The organism is Streptomyces seoulensis (genome assembly GCF_022846655.1).
GTDB lineage: Bacteria > Actinomycetota > Actinomycetes > Streptomycetales > Streptomycetaceae > Streptomyces.
Genome location: NZ_AP025667.1, coordinates 1305975 through 1328312, shown reverse-complemented (window position 1 = coordinate 1328312; position 22338 = coordinate 1305975). Strand labels below are relative to the sequence as shown.

Sequence of the window (22338 nt, the reverse complement as noted above, 5' to 3'; positions counted from 1 at the left end):
GCCGGAGCTGACGGGGCGTGGACAATGGCCGGACCCACGCTCGTTATGGGGTCGACCGGAGGATTCCTTGGCGCTCAGCAGACGTACTTTCAGTGCCCTGACCGGCTGTGCCGCGCTCGGCTTCGCCCTGGGCGGCAGCGGTGGTCCGGGCGCGCCCTCGGCGTTCGCGGCACGGAGCGTGCCCACCGGTCCCCCGCCCGCCCCGCCGCGTGCCGACGGCCGCCGCCACACCATCGGCTACGACCCGTACTCGCTGCTGGTCGACGGGCGGCGGCTGGTGGTGTGGTCGGGCGAGATGCACCCCTTCCGGCTGCCGAGCCCGTCGCTGTGGCGTGACGTGCTCCAGAAGATGCGGGCGCACGGCTTCAACGCGGTGAGCGTGTACGTCTCCTGGAACTACCACTCCCCCGCGCCCGGCACCTACGACTTCACCGGCATCCGGGACCTGGACCTGTTCCTGCGCACGGCCGCCGAGACGGGTCTGTACGTCATCCTGCGGCCGGGCCCGTACATCAACGCCGAGGTCGACGGCGGCGGCTTCCCCGGCTGGCTGACGACGACCGAGGGCACCGCGCGTACGGCCGACCCCACCTACCTGGGGCATGTGGACGAGTGGCTGACGCAGGTCGACCGGATCGCCCGCAAGCACCTGTTCACCCAGGGCCGCGGCACGGTCCTGCTCTACCAGATCGAGAACGAGTACGACTCCCACGTCACCGAGGCGACCGGCCGGGAGTACATGTCCCACCTGTACAAGAAGGTGCGGTCGGACGGCATCGACGTACCCCTCTTCCACAACGACAAGGGTCGCAACGGCCACTGGACGCCGGGCTCCTTCGACACCGGTGGTGAGGAGGGCGGTTACCTGTACGGCTTCGACGGCTACCCCTCGCCGTCCCAGAACCCGCCGGACTGGGGGAAGTTCGGTCCGGGCGGGCCAACCGGTGGCTCGACCGCCTCGCCGCGCACTCCCGGCTTCACCCCGGAGTTCGGGGGCGGCTGGTTCGACCCGTGGGGCGGCGCCTGGTTCGGCGGCAAGGGGTACGCGGAGGCCCGGCGCACCCGTGACTCGGCCTACGAGCGCCGCTTCTACCTGACCAACCTGGCCAACGGTCTCACCCTGCACAACGTCTACATGACGTTCGGCGGCACCAGTTGGGGCTGGCTGCCGGCGCCGGTCGTCTACACCTCGTACGACTACGGCGCGGCCATCGACGAGGCCCGCAACGTCACCGCGAAGATGGCGCCGATGCACCAGTTGGGGCATCTGTTCCAGCGGATGCCGGACTTCGCGCGGCTGGACCGGGCGGCGGACGTGACGGTGGCTGGGCTGAAGGTCTACCACCTGGCGAACCCGGACACGGGCGCGCATGTGTACGTCACCCGCAACGACGGCACGAAGCCGGTCACCGCCGAGCTTCCGACGGACGCCGGCAAGCTGCGGATCACCGTGCCCGCGCGCGACGCCCGCATGCTGGCGACCGGACTGCGCCTGGGCAAGCGGAAGATGAAGCACAGCACCGCCCAGCCCGTGATGAGCGTGACGGCGGGCAAGCGGGACGTCGCCGTCTTCGCGGGCCGCCGGGGCGACATGGCGGACCTGGTGCTCGACTGCCCGCAGGAGCCGGCCGTCACCCGTCTGGACCCGGAGGCCGGCTGGGCGTACGAGCGCGGTGAGCTGCACGTCAGCGCCCCGCTCGGGGAGGCCGGACTGAGCCGGGTGCTGGTGACCGGGGGCGAGACCGAGACCCCGCTGGTACTGCTCTTCGCGGACGACGCCACCTCGATGCGGATCTTCCCCTTCGACACCCCCTCCGGCACCCTCGTGGTGTACGGCCCCGCGCTGCTGCGCCACGCCGAGGTGCACGGCTCCGAGGTGCGGCTGACCGGTGATCTGGACGGCGCGTCGGTGATCGAGGTGTGGGGACCGCGCGGCGCCGACACCCTGGTGTGGAACGGGCGCCGGGTGCCGGCCCGGGTCACCCTCTCCGGCAGCCTGATGACGACCGCCACCCTGCCCGGCGTGCCGGAGGTGCGGCTCCCGGAGCTGACCGGCTGGCGCATGCGCACCGAGAACCCGGAGGCGGGTCCGGGCTTCGACGACTCCAAGTGGCGCCGCGCGGACCGCACGTCGTCGCACAGCACCACCCCCGTCCCCAAGGGCGGCCCGGTGCTGTTCGCCGACGACTACGGCTTCCACTACGGCGACGTCTGGTACCGGGGCTCCTTCAGCGGGAGTTCCCGGATCGAGGAGGTCTCGCTCGCCTACAGCAGCGGCACCCAGGGGCTGTTGATGGCCTGGCTGGACGGGGAGCCGCTGGGTACCCACCGGCTGCCGGTGCCGGACAAGACGACCACGATCCGCAAGGGCACCTGGGAGGCGACGGCCACCTTCCCGGTGCGCCCGGAACTGCGCTCCCCCGGCCGCCATGTGCTGTCGGTCCTGGTGCGGCGCATGCAGCACGACCAGGACGGCAAGGGCGACGACACCCACAAGGCGGCCCGCGGTCTGACCTCGGTGTCCTTCACGGGGGCGGCGCCGAAGGTGTCCTGGCGGCTCCAGGGCGAACGGGGCACGGACCCGGTGCGCGGCCCGCTGAACACCGGCGGGCTGTACGGGGAGCGGGAGGGCTGGCACCTGCCCGGCCTCCGCGACCGGGACTGGGAGCCGGTCGGCTTCCCGAGGGAGGAGCGGCGCCAGGGCGTGACCTGGTACCGCACCACGTTCCGGCTGTCGGTGCCGGGTGACGTGGACGCCTCGGTGGGGCTGCGCCTGGAGGACGATCCGTACCGGGCCTACCGGGCGCAGATCTTCCTCAACGGCTGGAACATGGGGCAGTACATCAACAACGTGGGCCCGCAGCACACCTTCGTGCTGCCGAACGGCATCCTGCGCACACGTGGCACCAACACACTGGCGCTGGCGGTGCTGTCCGAGTTCACCACACTGTCCGGTCCGGGCAAGGTGAGCCTGACCCTGCTGGGCGCGGCCGCGGGCGGCATCCCGGTGACTCCGGTGCCCTCTCCCGGCCACTGAACACCGGTACGCGCGCGGGTGGTTCTCGGTTGAACCATGCCCGCTGATCCGCATGACGTGGACACACCCGTGCGCGTACGCTCGGACCGTCCGGCCACGGGGCGGGGTGAAGGAGGAGAGGGCGGCACATGGTCAGCGCGGGCGCACGGGCGCGAGCGGCACGACTGGCCGCCCGGCTGCGTCCCTCCCGGCATGGGCACACGATGCGCTCCCTGGCCAGGGAACTCGCCGCCGAAGTGGCCGCGTCGCCGCGGCCTCCGACCGACGTACGCGGTGTGTGCCGTGCCCTGTGCGCGGCGATGAGCGCGCGCCGGGGCGGGCGGCCGGTGGAGCTGCGGTTCGAGCGCTTCCCGGACGAGATCGAGGTCACCGGGCTGTGGGTGGAGTTCCAGGACTTCGACCTTGTCATCGTGGAGGAGCGCGCCGAGGCCGTGCAGCAACTGGTGATCCTGGGACATGAGTTGTGGCATCTGCACGCCGGGCACCGGCACCATCCGCCCCTCGGCCCCGCCACCCTGGCGCTCGCGGAGGGGTCCGGCTGGGAGGAGCGGGCGCTGACGGTCGCCGCCCGCGACGGCTCCCGCGAGGCCGACGAGGCCGCCGCCGAGGACTTCGGCCACCGGCTGGCCACCCTGTTCCGCTCCCGGCTCGGACGCCCGGCCGAGCCGCTGGACCTCGTACAGCGTTCCCTCGGCTATCGCGGCCGTGGCGGGGCCGCGAGGTGAGCGTGCCGGTCATGGAACCCGCAGCCACCCTGCGGGACTTCTCGATCTCGTTCTGGATCCCGACGGCGGTGCTCGGCATCGCGCTGGTGATCAAGCTGCCCACGATCATCCGGCTGTGGCGCGACCCGCTGCTGCGCGCGGTCGGCGGTCTGCTGCTGGTGGCCTGCGGGGTCTTCGTGTTCTGCTCGCCGTCCACCATCGCGTGGGTGAACCGGCTCACCGGCGTACCCAACATCTCGGCACCCTGGTGCTATTCGCTGCTCACCGCGTTCTGCGGCTCCTGTCTGCTGCTGATCATCACCTGGCGCAACGGCCCGGCCGACCGCTCGGCCGTCACCCGGCGGGCCCGGCGCTGGGTGGTGTCGGTGTACAGCGGGGTGATCGCCGTGCTCTGGCTGCTGTTCTGGCTGGCCGACGTGCCGGTGGAGCGGCTGCGGGACCTGGACACCTACTACGCCACCACCCCGTTCATACGCGAGGAGATCCTGCTCTACCTCGTCGCGCACGCCGTGGCCTGCCTGATCACCTCGCGGCTGCTGTGGAACTGGGTGCGCACCGAGGGGCTGGACGCCTGGCTGCGCTGGGGGCTGAAGCTGCTGGGCGTCGGCTACGTGCTGAACCTGATCTTCGACGCGGCCAAGCTGGTCGCGGTCGGCGCGCGCTGGCTGGGCGGCGACCTGGACTGGCTGAGCACCGACCTCGCGCCCCCGGTGGCCGCGCTGTCCGCCATCCTGATCGCGGTCGGGTTCATCCTGCCGCACGCGGGCCAGTACGCCCGCGACCGCTGGCGGGTCCGGCTCGCCCACCGCGAACTGCGGCCGCTGTACCTGCTGATGCGGGCGTCGGCGGGCGAGGGCGTGCCGTTCGTGCTGCGGGCGACACCGGAGCTGCGGCTGACCCGGCGCGAGACGTTCATCCGGGACGTACTGCTGCCACTGGCCCGGCACCTCGACACCGCCCTCGGCGCCCGCGCGTACGCCGGCGCCCTCGCCCTCGGCCACCCGGACGAGAGGGCGAGGGCGCTGGCCTCGGCGGTGACCATCCTGGACGCGGTCGAGGCCAAGGCGCGGATGCCGGAGCCGCCCGCCACGGTGACCGCGCCGGACACCACGAACCTGCTCCAGGAGATCGGGGCCGTCTCCCGAGCCCTCCGCCGTCCCGACGAGATCTCGGCGGTCCGCGCCCGTGCGGCCGCCGATCCAGCAGAGAGCGTTGCCGCACATGAGTGAACGCAAGCCCACGGCCGTCGTGCTCGGCGGCTCCCTGGCCGGTCTGCTCGCGGCCCGCGCCCTGGCCTCGACAGGGGCCCGCGTCACGGTGGTGGAGCGGGACGCCCTGCCCTCGGGGTCCGAGCCGCGCAAGGGGCTGCCCCAGGCGCGCCACGTCCACCAGCTCTGGTCGGGCGGCGCCCGCGCACTGGAGGAGCTGCTGCCCGGAGCGCAGGACGCGCTGCGGGCGGCCGGGGTGAACCGGGTGCCGGTGACCACCGACATGGTGGTGCTGTCGGCGCACGGCTGGTACCGGCGCTGGCCGGAGTCGGCGTTCATGCTGCCCGCCGGCCGCGATCTGCTGGACCGGGTGGTCCGTGACCTGGTGCTGGCGGACGACGCGATAGAACTGCTGGACCGCACCGAGGCCCTCGGCGTGACCGGCACCGGCCAGGCCGTGACCGGGGTGCGGGTGCGCGGCGACGGCGCCGAACGCACCCTGGACGCCGACCTGGTCGTGGACGCCACCGGGCGCGGCTCCCGCGCCGCCCACTGGCTGATGGAGCTGGGCCTGCCCGAGCCGGCGCGGCGGGAGGTCGATTCGGGGCTGACCTACGCCAGCCGCCTGTTCCGGGCGCCGGAAGGGGCACGGGAGGGCTTCCCTGTCGTCAACATCGAGCCCGACCAGCGGGGTTCGGGCACCGGGCGCGGCGGTGTGCTGCTGCCCGTCGAGGACGGCAAGTGGCTCGTCACCCTGATCGGCGGCCGGGCCGACGAACCGCCCGCCACCGGGGCCGAGTTCCTCCGGTACGCGCGTGAGGAGCTGCGCCATCCGCTGATCGGCGAGCTGCTGACGCACGCCGAACCGCTGACAGGTGTCACGGTCACCCGCACCACCGCCAACCGGCGCTTCTTCCATGAGCGTTCACCGCGGTGGCCGGAGCGGTTCGTCGTCCTCGGCGACGCCCTGTGCGCGCTCAACCCGGTGTACGGGCACGGCATGTCGGTCGCGGCACGGTCGGCCGTGGCCCTGCGGGAGGCGGTGCTGCGGCAGGGCGGGCTCGGCGCTCCGGGGCTGGCCCGGCGGGCGCAGCGGGCGGTGGGCCGTACGGTCCGTGCCGCCTGGGACCTGGCGATCGGCGCCGACGTGTTCTACCCCGGCGCCACGCCGGCCGGCCCGACCGTCCGGGACCGGCTGGTCTCCGCGTACGTCGGCCGGCTGCTGCTGACCGCCACCGGCAACGGCCGGGTCGCGCGCCGGGTGACCGATGTGACCTCGCTGGAGGCGGGCGCGCAGGTGCTGCTCGCGCCGCGCATGCTGCTCGCGGCCGCCGTGGGCCCGCTGCGCCCGCCGCTGTCCGGGCCGCCCATGACGACGGCGGAGCGGAAGGCGGCGGGGCTGCTGTAGCCCCGGCATCCTTCGCCGGGCTCAGGTCGCTCAGTCCGTTCAGCCCGCTCGGTCCGCTCAGCCCGTTCAGCCTGTTCAGCCCGCGAACGGCGGTTGCGGCAGCCCCTGTCCCGCGCCCGGCACCACCAGCACCGACCCCGACAGGGGGGTGGGCGCGGTGAGGCCGACGCGGGCGGTGGTGACGTACAGGTCGGTCAGGCCGGGGCCGCCGAAGGCGCAGGCCGTGGTGCGCGGGGCCGGCAGCCGGATCTCGCGGTCCAGCGCGCCGGAGGGCGTGTAGCGGCGGACCGCTCCCCCGTCCCACAGCGCCACCCAGACGCAGCCCGCCGCGTCGACGGTCAGCCCGTCCGGGAAGCCCGCGCCGTCCTCGACGACGGCCAGGGTGCGCCGGTTGCGTACGCCGTCGCCGTCGTGGTCGAAGACGTCGACGCGCCGGGTCGGGCTGTCGACGTAGTACATGAGCGTGCCGTCCGGGCTCCAGCCGATGCCGTTGCTCACGGTGACGTCCGACAGGATCGTCCCGGCGGTTCCGTCGCCGGTCAGCCGGGTCAGGGTGCCGCCGCCGGGGGCCTCGTCGTAGCGCATGGTGCCCGCCCAGAGCGAGCCGTCGGGGGCCACGGCCGCGTCGTTGGCACGGCGGGCGGGGACCGGGTCGCGGTGCAGCCAGCCGAAGGTGGAGTCGGGGTCGAGCAGGGCGACGCCGTCGCGCAGGTTCAGGACCAGGCCGCCGCCCGCGCGGGGCTTGGCCGCGCCCACGTGCTGTCCGGTGGCGCGGACCGTGCGGCGGCCGGTGGCCGGGTCGTAGGTGTGCACCCGGTTGGCCAGCACGTCCACCCACAGCAGGCGGCCGGTGGCCGGGTCCCAGGTCGGGCCCTCGCCCAGCTCCGCCCGTGCCGCGACGGCGACCTCGTAGCCGCTCACGCCGCCTCCCGGTGGCCGAGGCGCGCGGAGAGTTCGGCGGCGCCCTTGAGGGCCAGCGCCTCCAGCTCGGTACGGCGTTCCTCGCTCCAGCGGATGGACGGCACCGAGATCGACAGCGCGGCCACCACCCGCCCGGTGCGGTCGCGGACCGGGGCGGCCACGCAGCTCACGTCCGGGTTGGACTCCCGGCGCTCCACCGCGACGCCCCGGCGCCGGATCTCCGCGAGCGCGTCCCGCAGCCGGCCGGGGTCGGTGAGGCTGTCGGGGGTCATCGCGGCCAGCTCGGCGCCGTCCGGGACCCGCGCGGCCAGCTCCGGTGCGGGCAGCGAGGCGAGCAGCATCTTGCCGACCGCGGTGCAGTGCGCGGGCAGCCTGCGCCCGGCCGCCGAGACCATGCGGACCGCGTGCGTGGAGTCGACCTTGGCGATGTAGATGACGTCGGTGTCCTCCAGCAGCGCCACATGGACCGTCTCGTCACAGGTCTCGGCGACGCCGCAGGCGACCTCCCGGCCCTCGGCGGCGAGATCGAGCTGCTCGGCGTACCGGCTGCCGAGCTGGTACGGCCGCACGCCGAGCCGGTACCGGCCGGACTGCCCGGGCACGGTCACGAGGTAGGAGCGGGCGGCGAGCGTGGTGACCAGCTCGTGCACGGTGGTGCGCGGGAGTCCGAGTCTGCGCACGATGTCGGGCGCGGAGAGCGTGCCGTCCCCTTCGAGGAACAGCTCCAGGATGTCGAGGGCCCGCGTCACGGCGGGCACGAGGCGTCCCACGTCCGGCCTCCTTGCCTCTCGCGGGCGGCGGTCCGCCACCCGTGTTCGAAATCCCAACCGGCGGTCGGCCAGGCGAACACAGGCTAGTCAGCGTGGGTCGTCCGGGGCAATGGCCGCCCGCCCGGCACCATGGGGAGCATGGCTCTCGACTTCTCCCTGGTGCTGCTGCGCCGTATGGCCGACCACAACCCGGAGCTGGCCGAGGACGCCCGCAGGCGGCTCGGTGCCTCGGCGACCGAGATGCGCGAGGCGAACAGACACTGGCAGGCGATGGCCCGTTCACCGAGGTCCCGCCCCGCCGCCACCCGGTACCACGCGGTGCTGGGCCGGCCCGAGTCGGCCGAGCCGCACCGGGTCGGTGACCTGGACTGCGAGGCATGGCGGTGGACGCTGCCCCTCTGGCCCGACCTGCGCTTCGAGGTGCTGGTCGGGCCGGGCAAAGAGGTCCTGACCGAGTGGCTGGTGCGCGCCCCGGACGCCCCGGCCCCCGAGCTGACCACCCTGGAGGACCTCACCCCGTGGTCCTGCACGGTCGAGGAGGTGGCCGCCGCCTTCGCCCCGGCCCGCCCCGTCCAGGGCACCGCGCCCGGCCGTCAGGCGCTGGCCTTCACCGCACCGGACCGGGACGGGGTACGGCACGAGATGGCCGCCGAGTTCACCTGGGGTCTGCTCCAGCGGACGGCGCTGCGGGACTGAGCCTCAACTGCCCTTGGCCGCCTCGATGATGAACTGGGCGATGCGGGGCCGGGACTCCGGGTGCAGGTCGAGGAAGAGCTGGGGCTCCGTGAGCTCCAGCTCCATCACGCACGGCTGCCCGTCCTCGCCGTCGACCAGGTCGACCCGGCCGTACAGCAGCCGCTCGGCCCCGCCGGGCACGGCCGCCAACGCCCGCTGCGCCACGTCTAGTTCGGCGTCGGTCGGCTGCCACTTCTCCAGGCTCGGATGGGCGGTCTTTTCAGCGTCGAAGGGCGTGCCGGAGACGAGGACGGCGCCCTTGCGGCTGGCGTGCAGCAGGCGTCCGCCGAAGAAGTGGAGTGCCCGTTCGCCGTGCCGGTCGATGCCCCGTAGGTACGGCTGCACCATCGCCGTCAGCCCCTCGGCGTGCATACGCTCCAAGTGGCGCGTCGCCACCTCGCGTTCCTCCGGTGCGTAACGGGCGGCGTACCGCGCCCCCGCCCCCGAGGCCGGCTTGATCACGTACTCGTGTGCGGTGGGCAGGACCGGCTCGGTGCCGGGCGGGAGGTAGCGCGTGGGCACCGTCGGCACGCCCGCCCCGGCCAGCTCGCCCAGGTACCGCTTGTCGACGTTCCAGCGCACCACGTCGGCCGGGTTGAGCAGCCGGGTCAGCGCGTCGACCCGGTCCACCCAGGCCAGGAACTCGGCGGTGCGCCAGGCGTAGTCCCAGGTGGAGCGGATGAGGACGAGGTCGTAGACGGCCCAGTCGGCGTCCGGGTCGTCCCAGTACCGGCTCTCCGCGTCGGCGCCCGCAGCCCGCAGCTCCGCGATCAGACCCCGCAGATCCGGGTCCCTGCTGGGCTCGGTGCCGGGGTCGTAGGTGGCGAGGGCGATACGCGGCACGGCGGGCTCCTGTCGTACGTCGGCTCGATGATCGCGAGGCTAGCAACCGCCCCGGAACCGGGACACCCCTGTTGACCTTCCCCTTCGGTGAAGCCCCAGCATCGGTGGCGAAGCGAGGAAACGGCCTTCGAGCACCCGGAGTTCACATGGACCTGCTGACCATCGGCGCGTTCGCCAGGGCGTCCGGGCTCTCCCCGAAGGCCCTGCGGCTCTACGGCGAGCTGGGCCTGCTGCGCCCCGCACGGGTGGACCCGGACACCGGCTACCGCTACTACGCCGTCGCCCAGTTGGACCGGGCCCGGCTGGTGGCCTGGCTGCGCCGGCTCGGCATGCCGCTGGCCGGCATCCGCGCGGTGAGCGCCCTGGAAGGGGCGGACGCGGCGCGGGAGGTCCGGGCGTACTGGGCCCGCGTCGAGGCGGAGACGGCCGTACGGCGGGATCTCGCCGAGTTCCTCGCGCAGGAACTGACCGAAGCACCGCGAGGGGAAACCGCCATGCTGGAACTGCGTTGTGCCGCCCACTCCGACCGGGGGCACGTCCGCCCCGCCAACCAGGACACCGTGTACGCGGGCCGCAGGCTGCTCGCCGTGGCCGACGGCTTCGGACCGGCGGGGGCGCCCGCCAGCGGGGCCGCCGTCGCGGCGCTGCGGTTCCTCGACGACGGGGCCGGACCGCGGCCGGGAAGCGTGCTGAACCTGCTGGCGGACGCCGTGCGGGGCGCGGGCGACGCCGTACGGGACGTCACGGAGGGGGCCGGGGACGTGGGCACCACGCTGACCGCGCTGCTGTGGACCGGCTCGCGGCTGGCGCTCGTGCACATCGGGGACTCGCGGGCCTATCTGCTGCGCGGGGGCGAGCTGTTCCGGATCACCCAGGACCACAGCGTCGTCCAGTCGCTGCTGGACGAGGGCCGGCTGACCCCGGCCGGAGGCCGAGAGCCACCCCCAGCGCTTCCTGCTGCTGAAGGCCCTCGGGGCGGGCGTCCCCTCGGACCCCGAGCTGCGGCTGCGCGAGGCCCGCCCCGGCGACCGCTACCTCCTCTGCTCGGACGGCCTGACCGGGGTCGTCCCGGACGACCGGATCAGGGAGCTGCTCACCGGGGCCCCGGACCCGGAGACGGCCGTACGCTCCCTGACCGACGCGGCGAACGCGGCGGGCGGCCCGGACAACGTGAGCTGCGTGGTCGGGGACGCGGTGCCGTCGGCGGGGTAGGAAGGAGCTGTCGTACCCGGCAGCGAAGGAGTCCCGAGTGTCCTGTCTGTTCCCCGCCCTGACGGACCCCTCGGCGGCCGGGCGGACCGCGCTGCGCTTCGGCACACGCTCGCTGACGTACGCGGACCTCGCCTCGGCCTCGGGCGCGCTCGCCGCCCGGCTCCGGGGTGTCGGCCGGGTCGCGGTGTGGGCGACGCCCGAGCTGGAGACGGCCGTGGCGGTGACCGGCGCGCTGCTCGCCGGTACGGCCGCCGTCCCGCTCAACCCGAAGTCGGGCGAAGGGGAACTGGCGCACATCCTCTCCGACAGCGGACCGGCGCTGGTGCTGACCGCACCGGGCACGGAACTCCCGGCGGTGTTCGATGAGTTGCCCCGGCTCGAGGTGTCGGCGTCCGGCACCGGCACGGTCCCCGAGGACACCTGCGCGGACGAGGACCCGGCGCTGATCGTCTACACCTCCGGCACCACCGGCCCGCCCAAGGGCGCCGTCGTCCCGCGCCGCGCGCTCACCGCGACCCTGGACGCGCTGGCCGACGCCTGGCGCTGGACCGGGGACGACGTCCTGGTGCACGGGCTGCCGCTGTTCCATGTGCACGGACTCGTCCTGGGCGTCCTCGGCCCGCTGCGGCGCGGCGGCTCGGTACGGCACCTGGGCCGCTTCACCCCCGAGGGCGTGGCCCGTGAACTGAACGACGGCGCGACCATGCTGTTCGGCGTACCGACGATGTACCACCGGCTGGCCGAGGCCCTGCCGGACGACCCGGAGCTGGCGAAGGCGCTCGGGCGGGCCCGGCTGCTGGTCTCCGGTTCCGCCGCGCTGCCCGTGCACGACCACGAGCGGATCGCGGCGGCGACCGGACGCCGGGTGGTCGAGCGGTACGGCATGACGGAGACCCTGATGAACACCTCGGTGCGCGTCGACGGCGAGGCCCGCGCGGGCACCGTGGGCGTGCCGCTGCCCGGTGTGGAGCTGCGGCTGGTGGAGGAGGACGGCACCGAGGTGGGCGCGCGGGACGGGGAGAGCGTGGGCGAGATCCAGGTGCGCGGCCCGAACCTGTTCACCGGGTATCTGAACCGGCCCGACGCGACCGCCGCCGCGTTCACGGCCGACGGCTGGTTCCGCACCGGGGACGTGGCGGTGCGGGAGGCCGACGGGTACGTCCGGATCGTCGGCCGGAAGGCCACCGACCTGATCAAGAGCGGGGGTTACAAGATCGGGGCGGGCGAGATCGAGAACGCGCTGCTGGAGCACCCGGCGGTGCGGGAGGCGGCGGTCACCGGGGAACCGGACCCGGACCTGGGCGAGCGCGTGGTGGCGTGGGTGGTGCCGGCGGACCCCGGAAACCCGCCCCCGCTCACGGAGTTGGCCGACCATGTGGCCGCGCGGCTGGCCCCGCACAAGCGTCCCCGCGTGCTGCGTCTGCTGCCGGCGCTCCCCCGCAACGACATGGGCAAGATCATGAAGCGTGCGCTGACGGTCCCGGACCCCGACCGCCAGTCCGACACGGCCTAGGGCCGCCGAAACCCCCCATTCAGCGGCGCCCCGCCCGGCCCCCTCCAGAAGGCACCCCCACCGGGGTCCGCGCAGGATTCCAGTGAGGGCCGCCGGATCGGACGGTCCGCACAGGGTCAGCGCACTCGGGAGGAACTGCCGTGACCGTCAGCCTGGAGCAGTTGAGCCGCTGCCACTTCGCCGTCGACCTGGGCGCGGCCCGCACCCGCGTGTACGTGAAGGGCGCCGGACTCGTCGTCGACCAGCCCTCGGTGGCGGCCGTGAACACCCGTACCGGCGCGCTCATCGCGGTCGGCGACTTCGCGGAGCAGATGACGGGGCGCACCCCGCAGTACATCCGTGTGGTGCGACCGGTCTCCGGTGGCACGGTCGTGGACATCGAGATGGCGCAGCGCATGCTGCGGCACCTGCTCGGCGACAAGATGCGACGCGCCCTGCGCCGCCGGCCCCGGCTGCGCGCGGCGGCGTGCACCCCGCACGAGGCGGACCCGCTGGCGCGGCGGGCGACGATCGAGACGCTGGTCGGGCTGGGCGCGCGGCGGGTGGAACTGGTGGACACGCTGATCGCGGCGGCCGTGGGCTGCGGGCTTCCCGTGGAACGCCCCGAGGCCAGCATGATCATGGTGTGCGGCGCGGCGGCGACCCAGGTCGCCGTGCTGTCGCTGGGGTCGATCGTCACGGCCGAGCGCATTCCGGTGGGCGGTGAGGCGGTGGACCGGGCGATCGTGCAACACCTGCGTCACAACCACGAGTTGATGCTGCCCAGCCAGTCGGTACGGCCGCTCCAGATCGCCCTGTCGGACAACGGGCTGACCCCGCAGGGCCCCGTCTCCACCGAGATCCACGGCCGGGACGTGGCCACGGGCCTGGCCCGCAGCGTACGGGTGGACACGGCGGCGATGCGCGACGCGATCCACACCCCGCTGCTGGCCGTCCTCGACGGCATCGGCAAGGTGCTGCGGGACTGTCCGCCGGACCTGGTGGCCGACCTGGTGGACCGGGGCATCATGATGGTCGGCGGCACCGCGCTGCTGCCGGGCCTGGACCAGATGCTCCAGGAGGCCATCGGCATCCCGGTGCACATCGCGGAACGCCCCGACATCTGTGCCGTGCAGGGTCTGGGCGCCATGCTGGAGGGGCAGATCGCCCCGCTCGTCCTGGCACCGCTGGCCGCCTGACGGCCGCCGCTGTCCGGTCTCAGTAAGGCAGGACGCGCCCCGAGGGCGTCCTGCGGTCGATCTCCTGGCCCCGCGGAGCCGCAGGCCGACGACTGATCCGTACCCGAAGTTGACGCTCCACGTCACCCTCCTCCCAACCGACACCGAACACCGGTAGGAGGACGGTGCCCAGAACGCGACCGCCCCAAGCCCACCCGACGAAAAGAATGCGATCACGCGGGGCCCGGTCCGGGCGCCGGGGAACGACACCCGCAACGCCCGAACCGCAGACACCCCTTACAGGCTGAGCGTGATCGCCGCGCCGATGCCGCCCAGGCCGAGGGCCAGGGCGGCCGACAGCCAGCCGCCTCGGCCCCAGGGGAAGAAGCGGTCGAGGGACAGGCGGCCGGGGCCGGTGGCGGCGATGCCGAGGGCCACGGCGGCGATGCAGAGGTTGTATTCCAGGCCGCCGTCCGACGCCCACAGGCCCTTCGGCGCCGTGACCAGCGCCATCGCGTTGATCATGACGCCGATCAGCGCGGCGCAGGCCAGGGGCGTCAGCAGGCCGACGGCCAGGCCGAGGCCGCCGAGCAGTTCGGACAGTCCCGCGATGGTGGCGAAGACCTTGCCCGGCCGGTAGCCGAGGCCCTCGAACCCCTTGCCGGTCGCGGTGAGCCCCTGGCCGCCGAAGATCCCGAACAGCTTCTGCGCCCCGTGGGCCGCCATCAGCAGACCGAGGGTGAGTCTGATGAACAGCAGCCCCCAGTCGGCGGCGGAGCCGAACGCGGTGCGGTCGGTGGCACGGTCGGACGGAAAGGTGCGCGTAGTGGTCATGGGCGATGCTCCGAAAAGCCCCCCGCTTCGTCGGGAAGGTACGGGCGCCCCCCTTGCACACACCTTCCAGGCTATTAGCGACCGGCCTGCAGCGCGCCCCAGGTGGCCGGGCCGACCTGACCGTCCACGCCCAGTGAGCGGCTGGTCTGGTAGTCCCGTACGGCCTGCTGGGTGCCCGAGCCGAAGTCGCCGTCCGCCGAGACGGTACGCCCGAGGGCGGCTGTCAGGGCCCGCTGGAGTCGTTGGACGGCTGCGCCGGTGCTGCCCTGGGCGAGCGCGGGCGTGCTGCCGGCCGAGAGCAGCGCGGTCCAGGTACGGGCGCCCACCACGCCGTCGGCGCCGAGTCCGCGGGCCTTCTGGAAGGCGGTCACGGCGGAGACGGTCTTCGTGCCGAAGCTGCCGTCGACGGTGCCCGCGTCGAAGCCCTGCGCGTTCAGGAGCGACTGCGCGGCCGAGACCTGGGCGCCGGAGGAGCCGGAGCGCAGGGTGTCGTAGGACGGGAAGCTGAGCTGGACCTCGCCGCCGCCGGTGCTGCCTCCCACCAACTGCATGTAGTAGGTCCAGTTCCAGTTCGGACCGGGGTCGGTGTGGTCGTTGCCCGGCACCTCGGAGTGGCCGACGATGTGCGCGCGGTCCTTGGGGATGCCGTACTTGGCGCACAGGGACGCGGTCAGCGCGGCGGAGGAGCGGTACATCGCGTCGGTGAACCAGCTCGGGTCGTCGATGTACCCCTCGTGCTCGATGCCGATGCCGGACGCGTTCCCGGAACGGGCGTGCCAGGCGGTGTCCTTCTCCCGCACCGTCTGGGTGATCTGGCCGTCGGAGGAGCGCACCACGTAGTGCGCGCTGACCTGGGCCGAGGGGTTCTGGAACCAACTGATCGTCCCGGCGTACGAGCCCTGGGTGACGTGGATGACGACCTTGCTGATCGCCGCCGTGCGGCCGACGGCGTAGTTGGCCGCGTTGGCCGGGACCCAGAGGGCGGCAGGGTAGTCCGGGCTCTGCGCGGACGGGGCCAGGGCGGATTCGTACCGGCCGCGCTCGGGGGCGACGTCACGTGCGGGGAGGGTCAGCTTCTCGCCGCCCTCGGCGCGGGCGGTGACGCCCTTCGCCAGGAAGGTGTAGATGGTGTCGGCGTAGAGCCGGGCGGTGGCGGGGTCGGTGGCGCCGCCGTACCGGGCGAGCAGGGGGTACCAGGCGTCGGTGTCGTGTCGCCGGGCGTCGCCGAGTCCGGCGTCGTCGGCGTAGGAGCGCAGGACGGCCGCGCCGCCCCGGATGTTGGCGGCGGTGTCCGTGCGCAGCTCGCGGGGTGTCTCACCGGTCAGCCGGGAGGCCAGCTCCAAGGTGTGCTGGTCGGGGTTGCTGACCAGGTGCATCACGCCGTAGCCGCCCGCCTGGCTCGGCAGGCCGTCATGGCCGTCGAGGTGGGTCTCGCTGTAGCCGAGGGCGACCAGGACGTCGCGCGGGACTCCGTACTCGGCCGCCGCGCTGCTGAAGGCACGGGCGACGGGGCCGGGCGAGCCTCCGGCGCGGGGCGCGGCGGTGACGGGCTGCACGGCGGCGGCCAGCACGGCCAGGGTGCCGAGCCCGGAGAGGGCTGCGCGGGCCAGGGGTATGCGGGCGGATCTGCGGGGCATCGGGGTGGCCTTCCGGTGGGGGCGGACTTGAGGATGTGGGGAGGCCGGGAACCCGCTACGAGGTCCCCGGCCCTGGCCTCGGGCGGTCAGATGGTGCCGCTCTCCCACCACCAGGCGCGGCCGAGGTCCGCGCGGCTGTCGACGTGCTGGTGGTCGACGTCGTACCGCTCCAGTCCGGAGAACCCGCAGGTCTCCGCCTTCTGGTAGACCGTGCGGTTGGCGACACCGGGCACGTCGAGGTCGGCCGCGGTGCCGTAGAGGTGCATGCTGTCGCTGGCGCCGCCGATCTCGGCGTTGTGCGCGATGCTGCGGAAGCCGGAGTTGACGGTGATCGGCACGTTGCCGAGCTTCTTGCGCAGCGCCTCCAGCTTGTACATGGCCCGGCGGGCGTTCTCCTTGACGGCCGCCGCACTCACCTTGCCGCCGTTGAAGTTGCCGCTGGAGCGGTCGTAGAACTCGCTCCAGTTGAAGTGCGCCGTCGAACCGTCGGACTGCTCCAGGGCGTTGAGCTGCGCCTGGGTCGCGGGCCCGGCGCTGCCGTCGGCCGAGAGACCGTACGCGGCCTGGAAGCGGCGCACCGCGGCGGCCGTGCCCGGCCCGAAGTCGCCGTCGATGCTCACGCGCGAGTGGGAGGCGGAGTCGGCCGCCCACCCGGCGACCCGGATCTGGAGCTCCGTCACGTCGGCGCCCGTGGCGCCCTCGTTCATGGTGCGTGTCCAGTTGTAGGCGGACGCGCTACCCGACAGCAGGACGGGCCCGGCGAGGACTCCGGCGGTCGCGGCGAGGGTGCCGCGCAGGATCGTGCGGCGGTTCGGAGAGAAGGTCACGGTGAACTCCCTTTGCGGTGGGGTCAGAAGGCGAGTTGGAACGGCACGACCTGGGCGTCGGTGTCGTAGGCGTGCACGCGCAGCTTGAAGCGGGTGCCGTCCTTGACGTCGGTGGCGACGGTCGCCCACTGGGGGCCGAACGTCGAGTAGGTGTTGTCGTGGTTGCACAGCGTGGTGTGGTCCACGAAGACGATGCAGGCGTCCAGGAAGCCGGTGGCCGAGCTGCTGAGCTTGATGTTGATGTCGCCGCAGCGCGAGGTGGTCGTGTAGGTGCCGAACTCGACCGCGGCGGTGGAGTAGCGGTAGGTGAGGGACTTGGCGCCGCCGTAGCAGGTGGTCGCGGCCCGCTCGGGCAGGGCGACGGCGGGTGCGGTGGCGCCGGCGGCGAGGAGCGCCGTCGTGGCGGCGAGGACGGCCGCCGTTCGCCGGGTGCGGGTCATCTTTGGACTCCGATCACTTAAAGGGGAGCGGGAGGGCCCTTACGGGTGTCAGAAGGCGATCTGGACGCGCGCGGAGGAGCCTTCGAGGTCCACGCCGAGGGGCACGGTGAACTTGCTGCCGTCCAGGACGTCGGTGGCGATGGTCTTCCAGCTCCGGCCCACCTTGGTCCAGTGGTTGCAGTCCCCGACGCGGGTGAACTTCACGCAGGCCCAGACGAATTCGGCGTCGCCGCCGACCATGCGGAGGTTGATGTCGGTGCAGCGGGACGTCGTCGTGTAGGGCCCGAACTCGAGGGCGTCGCCGTAGTTCACGGTGACGGCGCCGCCGTAGCAACTGGTGGCCGTCGCGGGGGCGGGGGCGGGGGCGGCCGACGCGGTGGTGGGCACCGTGACGGCGAGGGCGGCGAGCAGGGCCGCGGCGGCGGCCGGGTGGGTGAGGATCTTCGCCATCGGGTTCCTTCGGTGTCCGTTGGTTCTGCGGCCGGGGACATGCGGAAGGTGCGGGGTGCGCTGTGGTGCCTCACGTGCTGCCGGGGAGCGGTGGTGTCACGGGGATGGGTGCGGCGGGGCGAGTTCATGCTCCGGCGTCTGCTTTCGGCTGTCATGCTCATTCGAACGAGGTGAAATGACGCCGGTGGAGAGGGTGTTGAGCGTGCTTCGCTTTCATTTCTCGGCTGAGGATCTGGCCAGGACCCGGGTGGCCGCCGCTCCGCACCCCCTGTGGGAGATCGCCGCCAGCCTCCACCGCTTCCAGACCCCGGCGGGCCGCTGGGCCTACGCGCACTGGTACCGCACGGCCCGCGAGCGGTTACGGGAGGCGGGGCTGGAGAACGCGGTACGGCAGATCCTGCTCCCGCTGTATCCACGCGCGTCCTACTGGCCGGACTTCCTCACCCCGCTGGAGGGCGCGGCCGGTCTCGAAGCGGGACTGAAGGCGATCCTGGCCACTCCCCCGGACCGGGTGACGGCGGAACTGGCGGCACTGGCCCGGGTCAGACGGGTCCCGCCCCACCTGGCCCGGCTGCCGGAGAAGGAGGGCCGCGACGAGTTGGTGGGCGTCCTGCGCGCCTACCACCGCACCGTCATCGAGCCCCACGAGGAGTGGATGCACGAGAGCGTCCACACCGAACGCATGCGCCTGGCCCGGCATCTGCTCGACGGCGGCACCGAGGGCCTGCTCGGCGGACTCGGCCCGGCGGTCCGCTGGCGGCACCCCCGGCTGGAGATCGGCGCGTACCCGGCGCACCAGGACGTCCGGCTGGAGGGCCGGGGCCTGCTCCTGATCCCGTCGTACTTCTGCTGGAAGGGACCGGTCTCGCTGGCCGACCCCGCCCTGCCTCCCGTCCTGACCTACTCCCTCCACCACGAGCCGTCCCGCCCGGCTCCCGGCTCACCCTCCCTGGAGGTCCTGCTGGGCCGGGCCCGGGCCACGGTGCTGCGCGCGACCGCCGCCGGGGCCACCACCACCGAGGCCGCCCGCCGGGCCGGCGTCACCCCCGCCACGGCGACCCACCACACCACGGCCCTCAGAGACGCCGGCCTCATCACCAGCCACCGCCACGGCAACTCCGTCGTCCACACCCTGACGCTGCTGGGGGCGACGATGCTGAGCCGGAACGTACGGGAGGCCGGGCCGGGGGCAGCCGGGTGAAGCGGTGCCCGGCGGCACACCCCGAGATCCCCGGTCACCTCCGCGGCCTCCGTGGCACTCCCGGCCCACCGCCGACGCGGCCCTGAGGGCAGGCGTTCACCCGGTCTTCACCTGACGTGCCGGGTGCCGTGGGGCGCGGCTCCATTGGCGCGTACATGCTCTTGCCGCACCGCCAACGCCCCGCTTCCTCACGGAGGTCAGAAGTGTCCGGCAGAAACGTCCACCGCCGCGGCCGTGCCGCCCTGGCGTCCGCTCTCGCCCTCGCCGCCGCCGCGGCCGGTCTGTGGTCGGGGCTCGGCGGCTCCTCCCCCGCCCAGGCCGCGGCCGCGGTACCGACCCCGGACCACACGGTCGTCGTGGTCTTCGAGAACCACGCCTACAGCCAGGTGATCGGCTCCTCCAGCGCGCCGTACATCAACTCGCTGCGCACCGGCGGCGCGAGCCTGACCGAGTCCTACGCCGAGACCCACCCCAGCCAGCCCAACTACTTCGCCCTGTTCTCGGGCTCAACCCAGGGCATCACCGACGACAGTTGCTACACCCCCGGCTTCTCCTCCGCCCCCAACCTCGCCTCGGAACTGATCGGCGCGGGCAAGTCGTGGGCCAGCTACAACGAGACGCTGCCCAGCCAGGGTTCGACCACGTGCGGCAGCGGCGACTACGCCCGCAAGCACAACCCGTGGTTCGGGTTCAGCAACGTACCGACGTCCAGCGCGAAGACGTTCACGCAGTTCCCGACGGACTACTCGACGCTCCCGCAGGTCTCCTTCGTCGTCCCGAACCTGTGCAGCGACATGCACGACTGCTCGGTGTCCACGGGGGACACCTGGCTGAAGAACAAGCTCGGCGCGTACGCGACTTGGGCGAAGACCCACAACAGCCTCCTCGTCGTCACCTTCGACGAGGACAACCGGCTCAGCGGCAACCGCGTCCCGACGGTGCTGTACGGCCAGCGCGTGACGCCGGGCGCGACCTCGTCGACCACGTACAACCACTACGACCTGCTGCGCACGCTGGAGGACATGCACGGTCTGCCGCACGCCGGCAACGCCGCCTCCGCGGGGGACATCACCGGTATCTGGACTCCGTGACATGTACGTAGCGGACAGCCGCGCCGGGGCGCCCCGGACGGCGGCATCCGCGGCGGGCGCCGCCCGGCCCGGGGCCGGGCGGCGCCGTACCGCGGTCGCGCCCACCGTGCTGGCGCTCGGCACGGTCAGCCTGATCACCGACGTCTCCTCGGAGATGGTCACCGCCGTGCTGCCCCTGTACCTGGTGGCGGGCCTCGGCCTGTCCCCGCTGGGCTTCGGGCTGCTCGACGGGGTCTACAACGGCGTCTCCGCCCTGGTCCGGCTGGTCGGCGGGCACCTCGCCGACCGCGGCGGCGGGCACCACAAGTGGGTGGCGGGCGCCGGGTACGCCCTGTCGGCGGCCTGCAAGCCCCTGCTGCTCGTGGCCCAGACGCTCACCCCGATCGGCCTGGTGCTGGCCGCCGACCGCACCGGCAAGGGCCTGCGCACGGCCCCGCGCGACGCGCTGATCTCCCTGTCCAGCACCCCCGGCACCCGAGGGCGGGCCTTCGGTGTGCACCGGGCGATGGACACCGCGGGCGCGCTGCTCGGCCCGCTGGTCGCCTTCCTCGTCCTGCGGGCCACGGTCGACGGCTACGACGCGGTGTTCACCGTGAGCTTCTGCGTGGCGGTGGTGGGCGTCCTCGTCCTGGTGCTCTTCGTGCCGGGCGGCACGGCGAACGCCCTGGGCGCTGCTCCCCGGCCCTCCTCCGGGCGACCGGCCACCAGGGCCACCCTGCGCGCCGCCTTCGCGCTGCTGCGCCGCCGCGACCTGCGGCGCATCGCCGTCTGCGCCCTCCTGCTCGGACTCGCCACGGTCGGCGACTCGTTCGTCTACCTGCTGCTGCAACGGCGGCTCGGGGTACCGGACCGCTGGTTCGCGCTGCTGCCGCTCGGCACGGCGGCGGCCTTCCTGCTGCTGGCGCTGCCGCTGGGCCGGATCGCCGACCGGGCCGGCCGCTGGCGGGTGTTCCTCGGCGGCCACCTCGCCCTCCTCCTGGCGTACGGCCTGCTGCTCTCCTCCTGGCACGGCGCCGCCCTGCCGTACGCCGTCCTGCTCCTGCACGGCGCCTTCTACGCGGCGACCGACGGGGTGCTGATGGCGGCGGCCGCCGACAGCGTGCCGCCGGAGCTGCGCTCGTCCGGCCTCGCGCTGGTCCAGACGGGCCAGGCGCTGGCCCGCTTCACCTGCTCGCTGTCCTTCGGCGCCGCCTGGACGGCGTGGGGCGACCGTGCCGCGCTCGCCGGCTCCGCCGTCGCGCTGGCGCTGTGCGGCGTGGTCGCGCTCGTCCTGCGCCCCACCGTCCCGGAAAGGCCGGCATGACCCTCCGTTCCCGCGTCCTGATCCTGGTCTCGGCGCTCGCCGTGCTGGCGGGTGTCGCGGCGGCGTCCGTGCTGCACGCCTCGGCCCGGGCCGACCGCCGCGACCAGGCCCGCCCCGGCGGCCCGCGGATCACCTCGGGGCGGCTCGCGCTGACCGGCGGCGGCCACCGCGTGGTCTTCCGGAACATGGCGTGGGGCCCGCACCGCGACGAGCTGGTGTCGGCCCCGGCCGCCGACCCGTCCGGCCCCCGCACCGCGTCCGGCGTCAAGTGCCTGCGCTTCCACGCCGCCTCGGGCACCGGAGTGTGCCTCAGGGCGGTGCACGGGCCGGTCCAGGACACCTACCGCGCGGTGATCCTGGACGCGCGGCTGAGAGAGCGGGCCCACTACGACGTGCCGGGCATCCCCTCGCGCGCCCGGGTCTCCCCCAGCGGCCGGTTCGCCGCCTGGACGGCGTTCGTCGGCGGCGACTCGTACGCCGGTACCGCCTTCTCCACCCGGGCGGCGATCGTCGACACCCGCACCGGCCGGCTGACCCCCACCCTGGAGGCGTACCGGATCGTCAAGGACGGCCGGCCCTACCGCGCGGCGGACGTGAACTTCTGGGGCGTCACCTTCGCCGCCGACGACCGCACCTTCTACGCCACCATGGCGACGCGCGGCAGCACCTATCTGGTCCGCGGCGACCTGCGCGCCCGTACGCTCACCACGCTGCACGCGAACGTCGAGTGCCCCTCCCTCTCCCCGGACGGCACCCGGATCGCCTACAAGAAGCGCGTCGAGGGGGCGCCCGAGGACGCCCCCTGGCGTCTGTACGTCCTTGAGCTGCGCACCGGGCGCGAGACCGCCCTCGCCGAACCGCGCAGCGTGGACGACCAGTTGGTCTGGCGCGACGCCCGCACCCTCGTCTACGCCCTGCCCGGCGACTACGGCGCCGACCTCTACACCGTCCGCGCCGACGGCACGGGCACCGCACGCCGCCTGACCGGTGCCGCGGTCTCCCCGGCGTACGTCGGCTAGCCCGCGA

General features: G+C 73.7%; 19 protein-coding genes and 1 pseudogene. 12 read left to right on the top strand and 8 right to left on the bottom strand.

All coding sequences use genetic code 11. The features are described from left to right. The first annotated feature begins 67 nt into the window (after positions 1 to 67). The 4 genes from HEK131_RS06090 (at position 68) to HEK131_RS06075 (ending at position 6378) form a co-directional block, all read left to right on the top strand. On the top strand, positions 68 to 3037 hold the full coding sequence (locus tag HEK131_RS06090; protein ID WP_244333929.1) for a beta-galactosidase: 2970 nt from the start codon (positions 68 to 70) through the stop codon (positions 3035 to 3037). Positions 3038 to 3165: 128 nt separating this feature from the next. Continuing rightward, entirely contained in the window at positions 3166 to 3762 is a 597-nt protein-coding gene (locus HEK131_RS06085) for a toxin-antitoxin system, toxin component family protein (RefSeq protein ID WP_217460428.1), read from the top strand. A gap of 11 nt (positions 3763 to 3773) precedes the next feature. Further along, entirely contained in the window at positions 3774 to 4991 is a 1218-nt protein-coding gene (locus tag HEK131_RS06080) for an MAB_1171c family putative transporter (protein ID WP_244333928.1), read from the top strand. Continuing rightward, entirely contained in the window at positions 4984 to 6378 is a 1395-nt protein-coding gene (locus HEK131_RS06075; protein WP_244333927.1) for an NAD(P)/FAD-dependent oxidoreductase, read from the top strand. Before HEK131_RS06080 ends, HEK131_RS06075 begins: the two co-directional genes overlap by 8 nt. Positions 6379 to 6453: 75 nt before the next feature. Here HEK131_RS06075 and HEK131_RS06070 read toward each other — a convergent pair whose 3' ends face one another. Further along, positions 6454 to 7299 (bottom strand): SMP-30/gluconolactonase/LRE family protein, encoded by an 846-nt coding sequence (locus HEK131_RS06070; RefSeq protein ID WP_244333926.1) that lies wholly within the window; start codon positions 7297 to 7299, stop codon positions 6454 to 6456. After that, a complete protein-coding gene (locus tag HEK131_RS06065; RefSeq protein ID WP_244333925.1) occupies positions 7296 to 8069 on the bottom strand; it encodes an IclR family transcriptional regulator in 774 nt (257 codons plus the stop codon). Before HEK131_RS06065 ends, HEK131_RS06070 begins: the two co-directional genes overlap by 4 nt. A gap of 138 nt (positions 8070 to 8207) precedes the next feature. Between HEK131_RS06065 and HEK131_RS06060 the strand changes: the two genes are divergently transcribed. Beyond that, entirely contained in the window at positions 8208 to 8765 is a 558-nt protein-coding gene (locus HEK131_RS06060) for a hypothetical protein (RefSeq protein WP_244333924.1), read from the top strand. 3 nt (positions 8766 to 8768) lie between these two features. On the opposite strand, the gene HEK131_RS06055 is transcribed toward HEK131_RS06060, so the two are convergent. After that, positions 8769 to 9647 (bottom strand): ATP-grasp domain-containing protein, encoded by an 879-nt coding sequence (locus tag HEK131_RS06055; protein WP_244333923.1) that lies wholly within the window; start codon positions 9645 to 9647, stop codon positions 8769 to 8771. A gap of 146 nt (positions 9648 to 9793) precedes the next feature. Between HEK131_RS06055 and HEK131_RS06050 the strand changes: the two are divergent. From HEK131_RS06050 to HEK131_RS06040, 3 genes and pseudogenes are all read left to right on the top strand, one after another. After that, positions 9794 to 10859: pseudogene (locus tag HEK131_RS06050) on the top strand (MerR family transcriptional regulator). Between the two features lie 37 nt (positions 10860 to 10896). Beyond that, positions 10897 to 12372, top strand: coding sequence for an acyl-CoA synthetase (locus HEK131_RS06045; protein WP_244333922.1), 1476 nt, complete (start codon positions 10897 to 10899; stop codon positions 12370 to 12372). Between the two features lie 140 nt (positions 12373 to 12512). Next, positions 12513 to 13550, top strand: a complete 1038-nt coding sequence (locus HEK131_RS06040; protein WP_217460437.1) for a rod shape-determining protein — start codon at positions 12513 to 12515, stop codon at positions 13548 to 13550. A gap of 276 nt (positions 13551 to 13826) precedes the next feature. Here the strand turns inward: HEK131_RS06040 and HEK131_RS06035 are convergent, their stop codons facing one another. The 5 genes from HEK131_RS06035 to HEK131_RS06015 all read right to left on the bottom strand — a co-directional run bounded on the left by HEK131_RS06035 (position 13827) and on the right by HEK131_RS06015 (position 17717). Beyond that, positions 13827 to 14363, bottom strand: a complete 537-nt coding sequence (locus tag HEK131_RS06035) for a DoxX family protein (protein ID WP_217460439.1) — start codon at positions 14361 to 14363, stop codon at positions 13827 to 13829. Positions 14364 to 14437: 74 nt separating this feature from the next. Continuing rightward, on the bottom strand, positions 14438 to 16000 hold the full coding sequence (locus tag HEK131_RS06030) for an N-acetylmuramoyl-L-alanine amidase (RefSeq protein ID WP_244333921.1): 1563 nt from the start codon (positions 15998 to 16000) through the stop codon (positions 14438 to 14440). An 86-nt stretch (positions 16001 to 16086) separates the two neighbouring features. After that, entirely contained in the window at positions 16087 to 16827 is a 741-nt protein-coding gene (locus HEK131_RS06025; RefSeq protein WP_217460441.1) for a D-Ala-D-Ala carboxypeptidase family metallohydrolase, read from the bottom strand. A 23-nt stretch (positions 16828 to 16850) separates the two neighbouring features. After that, positions 16851 to 17267, bottom strand: a complete 417-nt coding sequence (locus tag HEK131_RS06020) for a hypothetical protein (protein ID WP_244333920.1) — start codon at positions 17265 to 17267, stop codon at positions 16851 to 16853. Between the two features lie 48 nt (positions 17268 to 17315). Then, positions 17316 to 17717 carry a hypothetical protein gene (locus HEK131_RS06015; protein ID WP_244333919.1) on the bottom strand — a complete coding sequence of 134 codons (402 nt, stop codon included), beginning with the start codon at positions 17715 to 17717 and terminating at the stop codon, positions 17316 to 17318. Between the two features lie 202 nt (positions 17718 to 17919). Between HEK131_RS06015 and HEK131_RS06010 the strand changes: the two genes are divergently transcribed. From HEK131_RS06010 to HEK131_RS05995, 4 genes are all read left to right on the top strand, one after another. Beyond that, positions 17920 to 18918: a helix-turn-helix domain-containing protein gene (locus tag HEK131_RS06010; RefSeq protein WP_217460445.1), complete on the top strand. Its 999-nt coding sequence runs from the start codon at positions 17920 to 17922 to the stop codon at positions 18916 to 18918. A gap of 203 nt (positions 18919 to 19121) precedes the next feature. Further along, positions 19122 to 20009 carry an alkaline phosphatase family protein gene (locus HEK131_RS06005; protein WP_244333918.1) on the top strand — a complete coding sequence of 296 codons (888 nt, stop codon included), beginning with the start codon at positions 19122 to 19124 and terminating at the stop codon, positions 20007 to 20009. Between the two features lies 1 nt (position 20010). Beyond that, positions 20011 to 21312 (top strand): MFS transporter, encoded by a 1302-nt coding sequence (locus tag HEK131_RS06000; protein ID WP_244333917.1) that lies wholly within the window; start codon positions 20011 to 20013, stop codon positions 21310 to 21312. Beyond that, a complete protein-coding gene (locus tag HEK131_RS05995) occupies positions 21309 to 22331 on the top strand; it encodes a TolB family protein (protein WP_244333916.1) in 1023 nt (340 codons plus the stop codon). The genes HEK131_RS06000 and HEK131_RS05995 overlap by 4 nt, the downstream gene beginning before the upstream one ends. Positions 22332 to 22338 lie beyond the last annotated feature (7 nt).

What these genes read in the sequence shown, in the direction of transcription:
- HEK131_RS06085 (WP_217460428.1), top strand. Translation starts at nt 3,166, where the DNA reads ATGGTCAGCGCGGGCGCACGGGCGCGAGCGGCACGACTGGCCGCCCGG.
- HEK131_RS06080 (WP_244333928.1), top strand. Translation starts at nt 3,774, where the DNA reads ATGGAACCCGCAGCCACCCTGCGGGACTTCTCGATCTCGTTCTGGATC.
- HEK131_RS06075 (WP_244333927.1), top strand. Translation starts at nt 4,984, where the DNA reads ATGAGTGAACGCAAGCCCACGGCCGTCGTGCTCGGCGGCTCCCTGGCC.
- HEK131_RS06060 (WP_244333924.1), top strand. Translation starts at nt 8,208, where the DNA reads ATGGCTCTCGACTTCTCCCTGGTGCTGCTGCGCCGTATGGCCGACCAC.
- HEK131_RS06035 (WP_217460439.1), bottom strand. Translation starts at nt 14,363, where the DNA reads ATGACCACTACGCGCACCTTTCCGTCCGACCGTGCCACCGACCGCACC.
- HEK131_RS06030 (WP_244333921.1), bottom strand. Translation starts at nt 16,000, where the DNA reads ATGCCCCGCAGATCCGCCCGCATACCCCTGGCCCGCGCAGCCCTCTCC.
- HEK131_RS06020 (WP_244333920.1), bottom strand. Translation starts at nt 17,267, where the DNA reads ATGACCCGCACCCGGCGAACGGCGGCCGTCCTCGCCGCCACGACGGCG.
- HEK131_RS06015 (WP_244333919.1), bottom strand. Translation starts at nt 17,717, where the DNA reads ATGGCGAAGATCCTCACCCACCCGGCCGCCGCCGCGGCCCTGCTCGCC.
- HEK131_RS06000 (WP_244333917.1), top strand. Translation starts at nt 20,011, where the DNA reads ATGTACGTAGCGGACAGCCGCGCCGGGGCGCCCCGGACGGCGGCATCC.
- HEK131_RS05995 (WP_244333916.1), top strand. Translation starts at nt 21,309, where the DNA reads ATGACCCTCCGTTCCCGCGTCCTGATCCTGGTCTCGGCGCTCGCCGTG.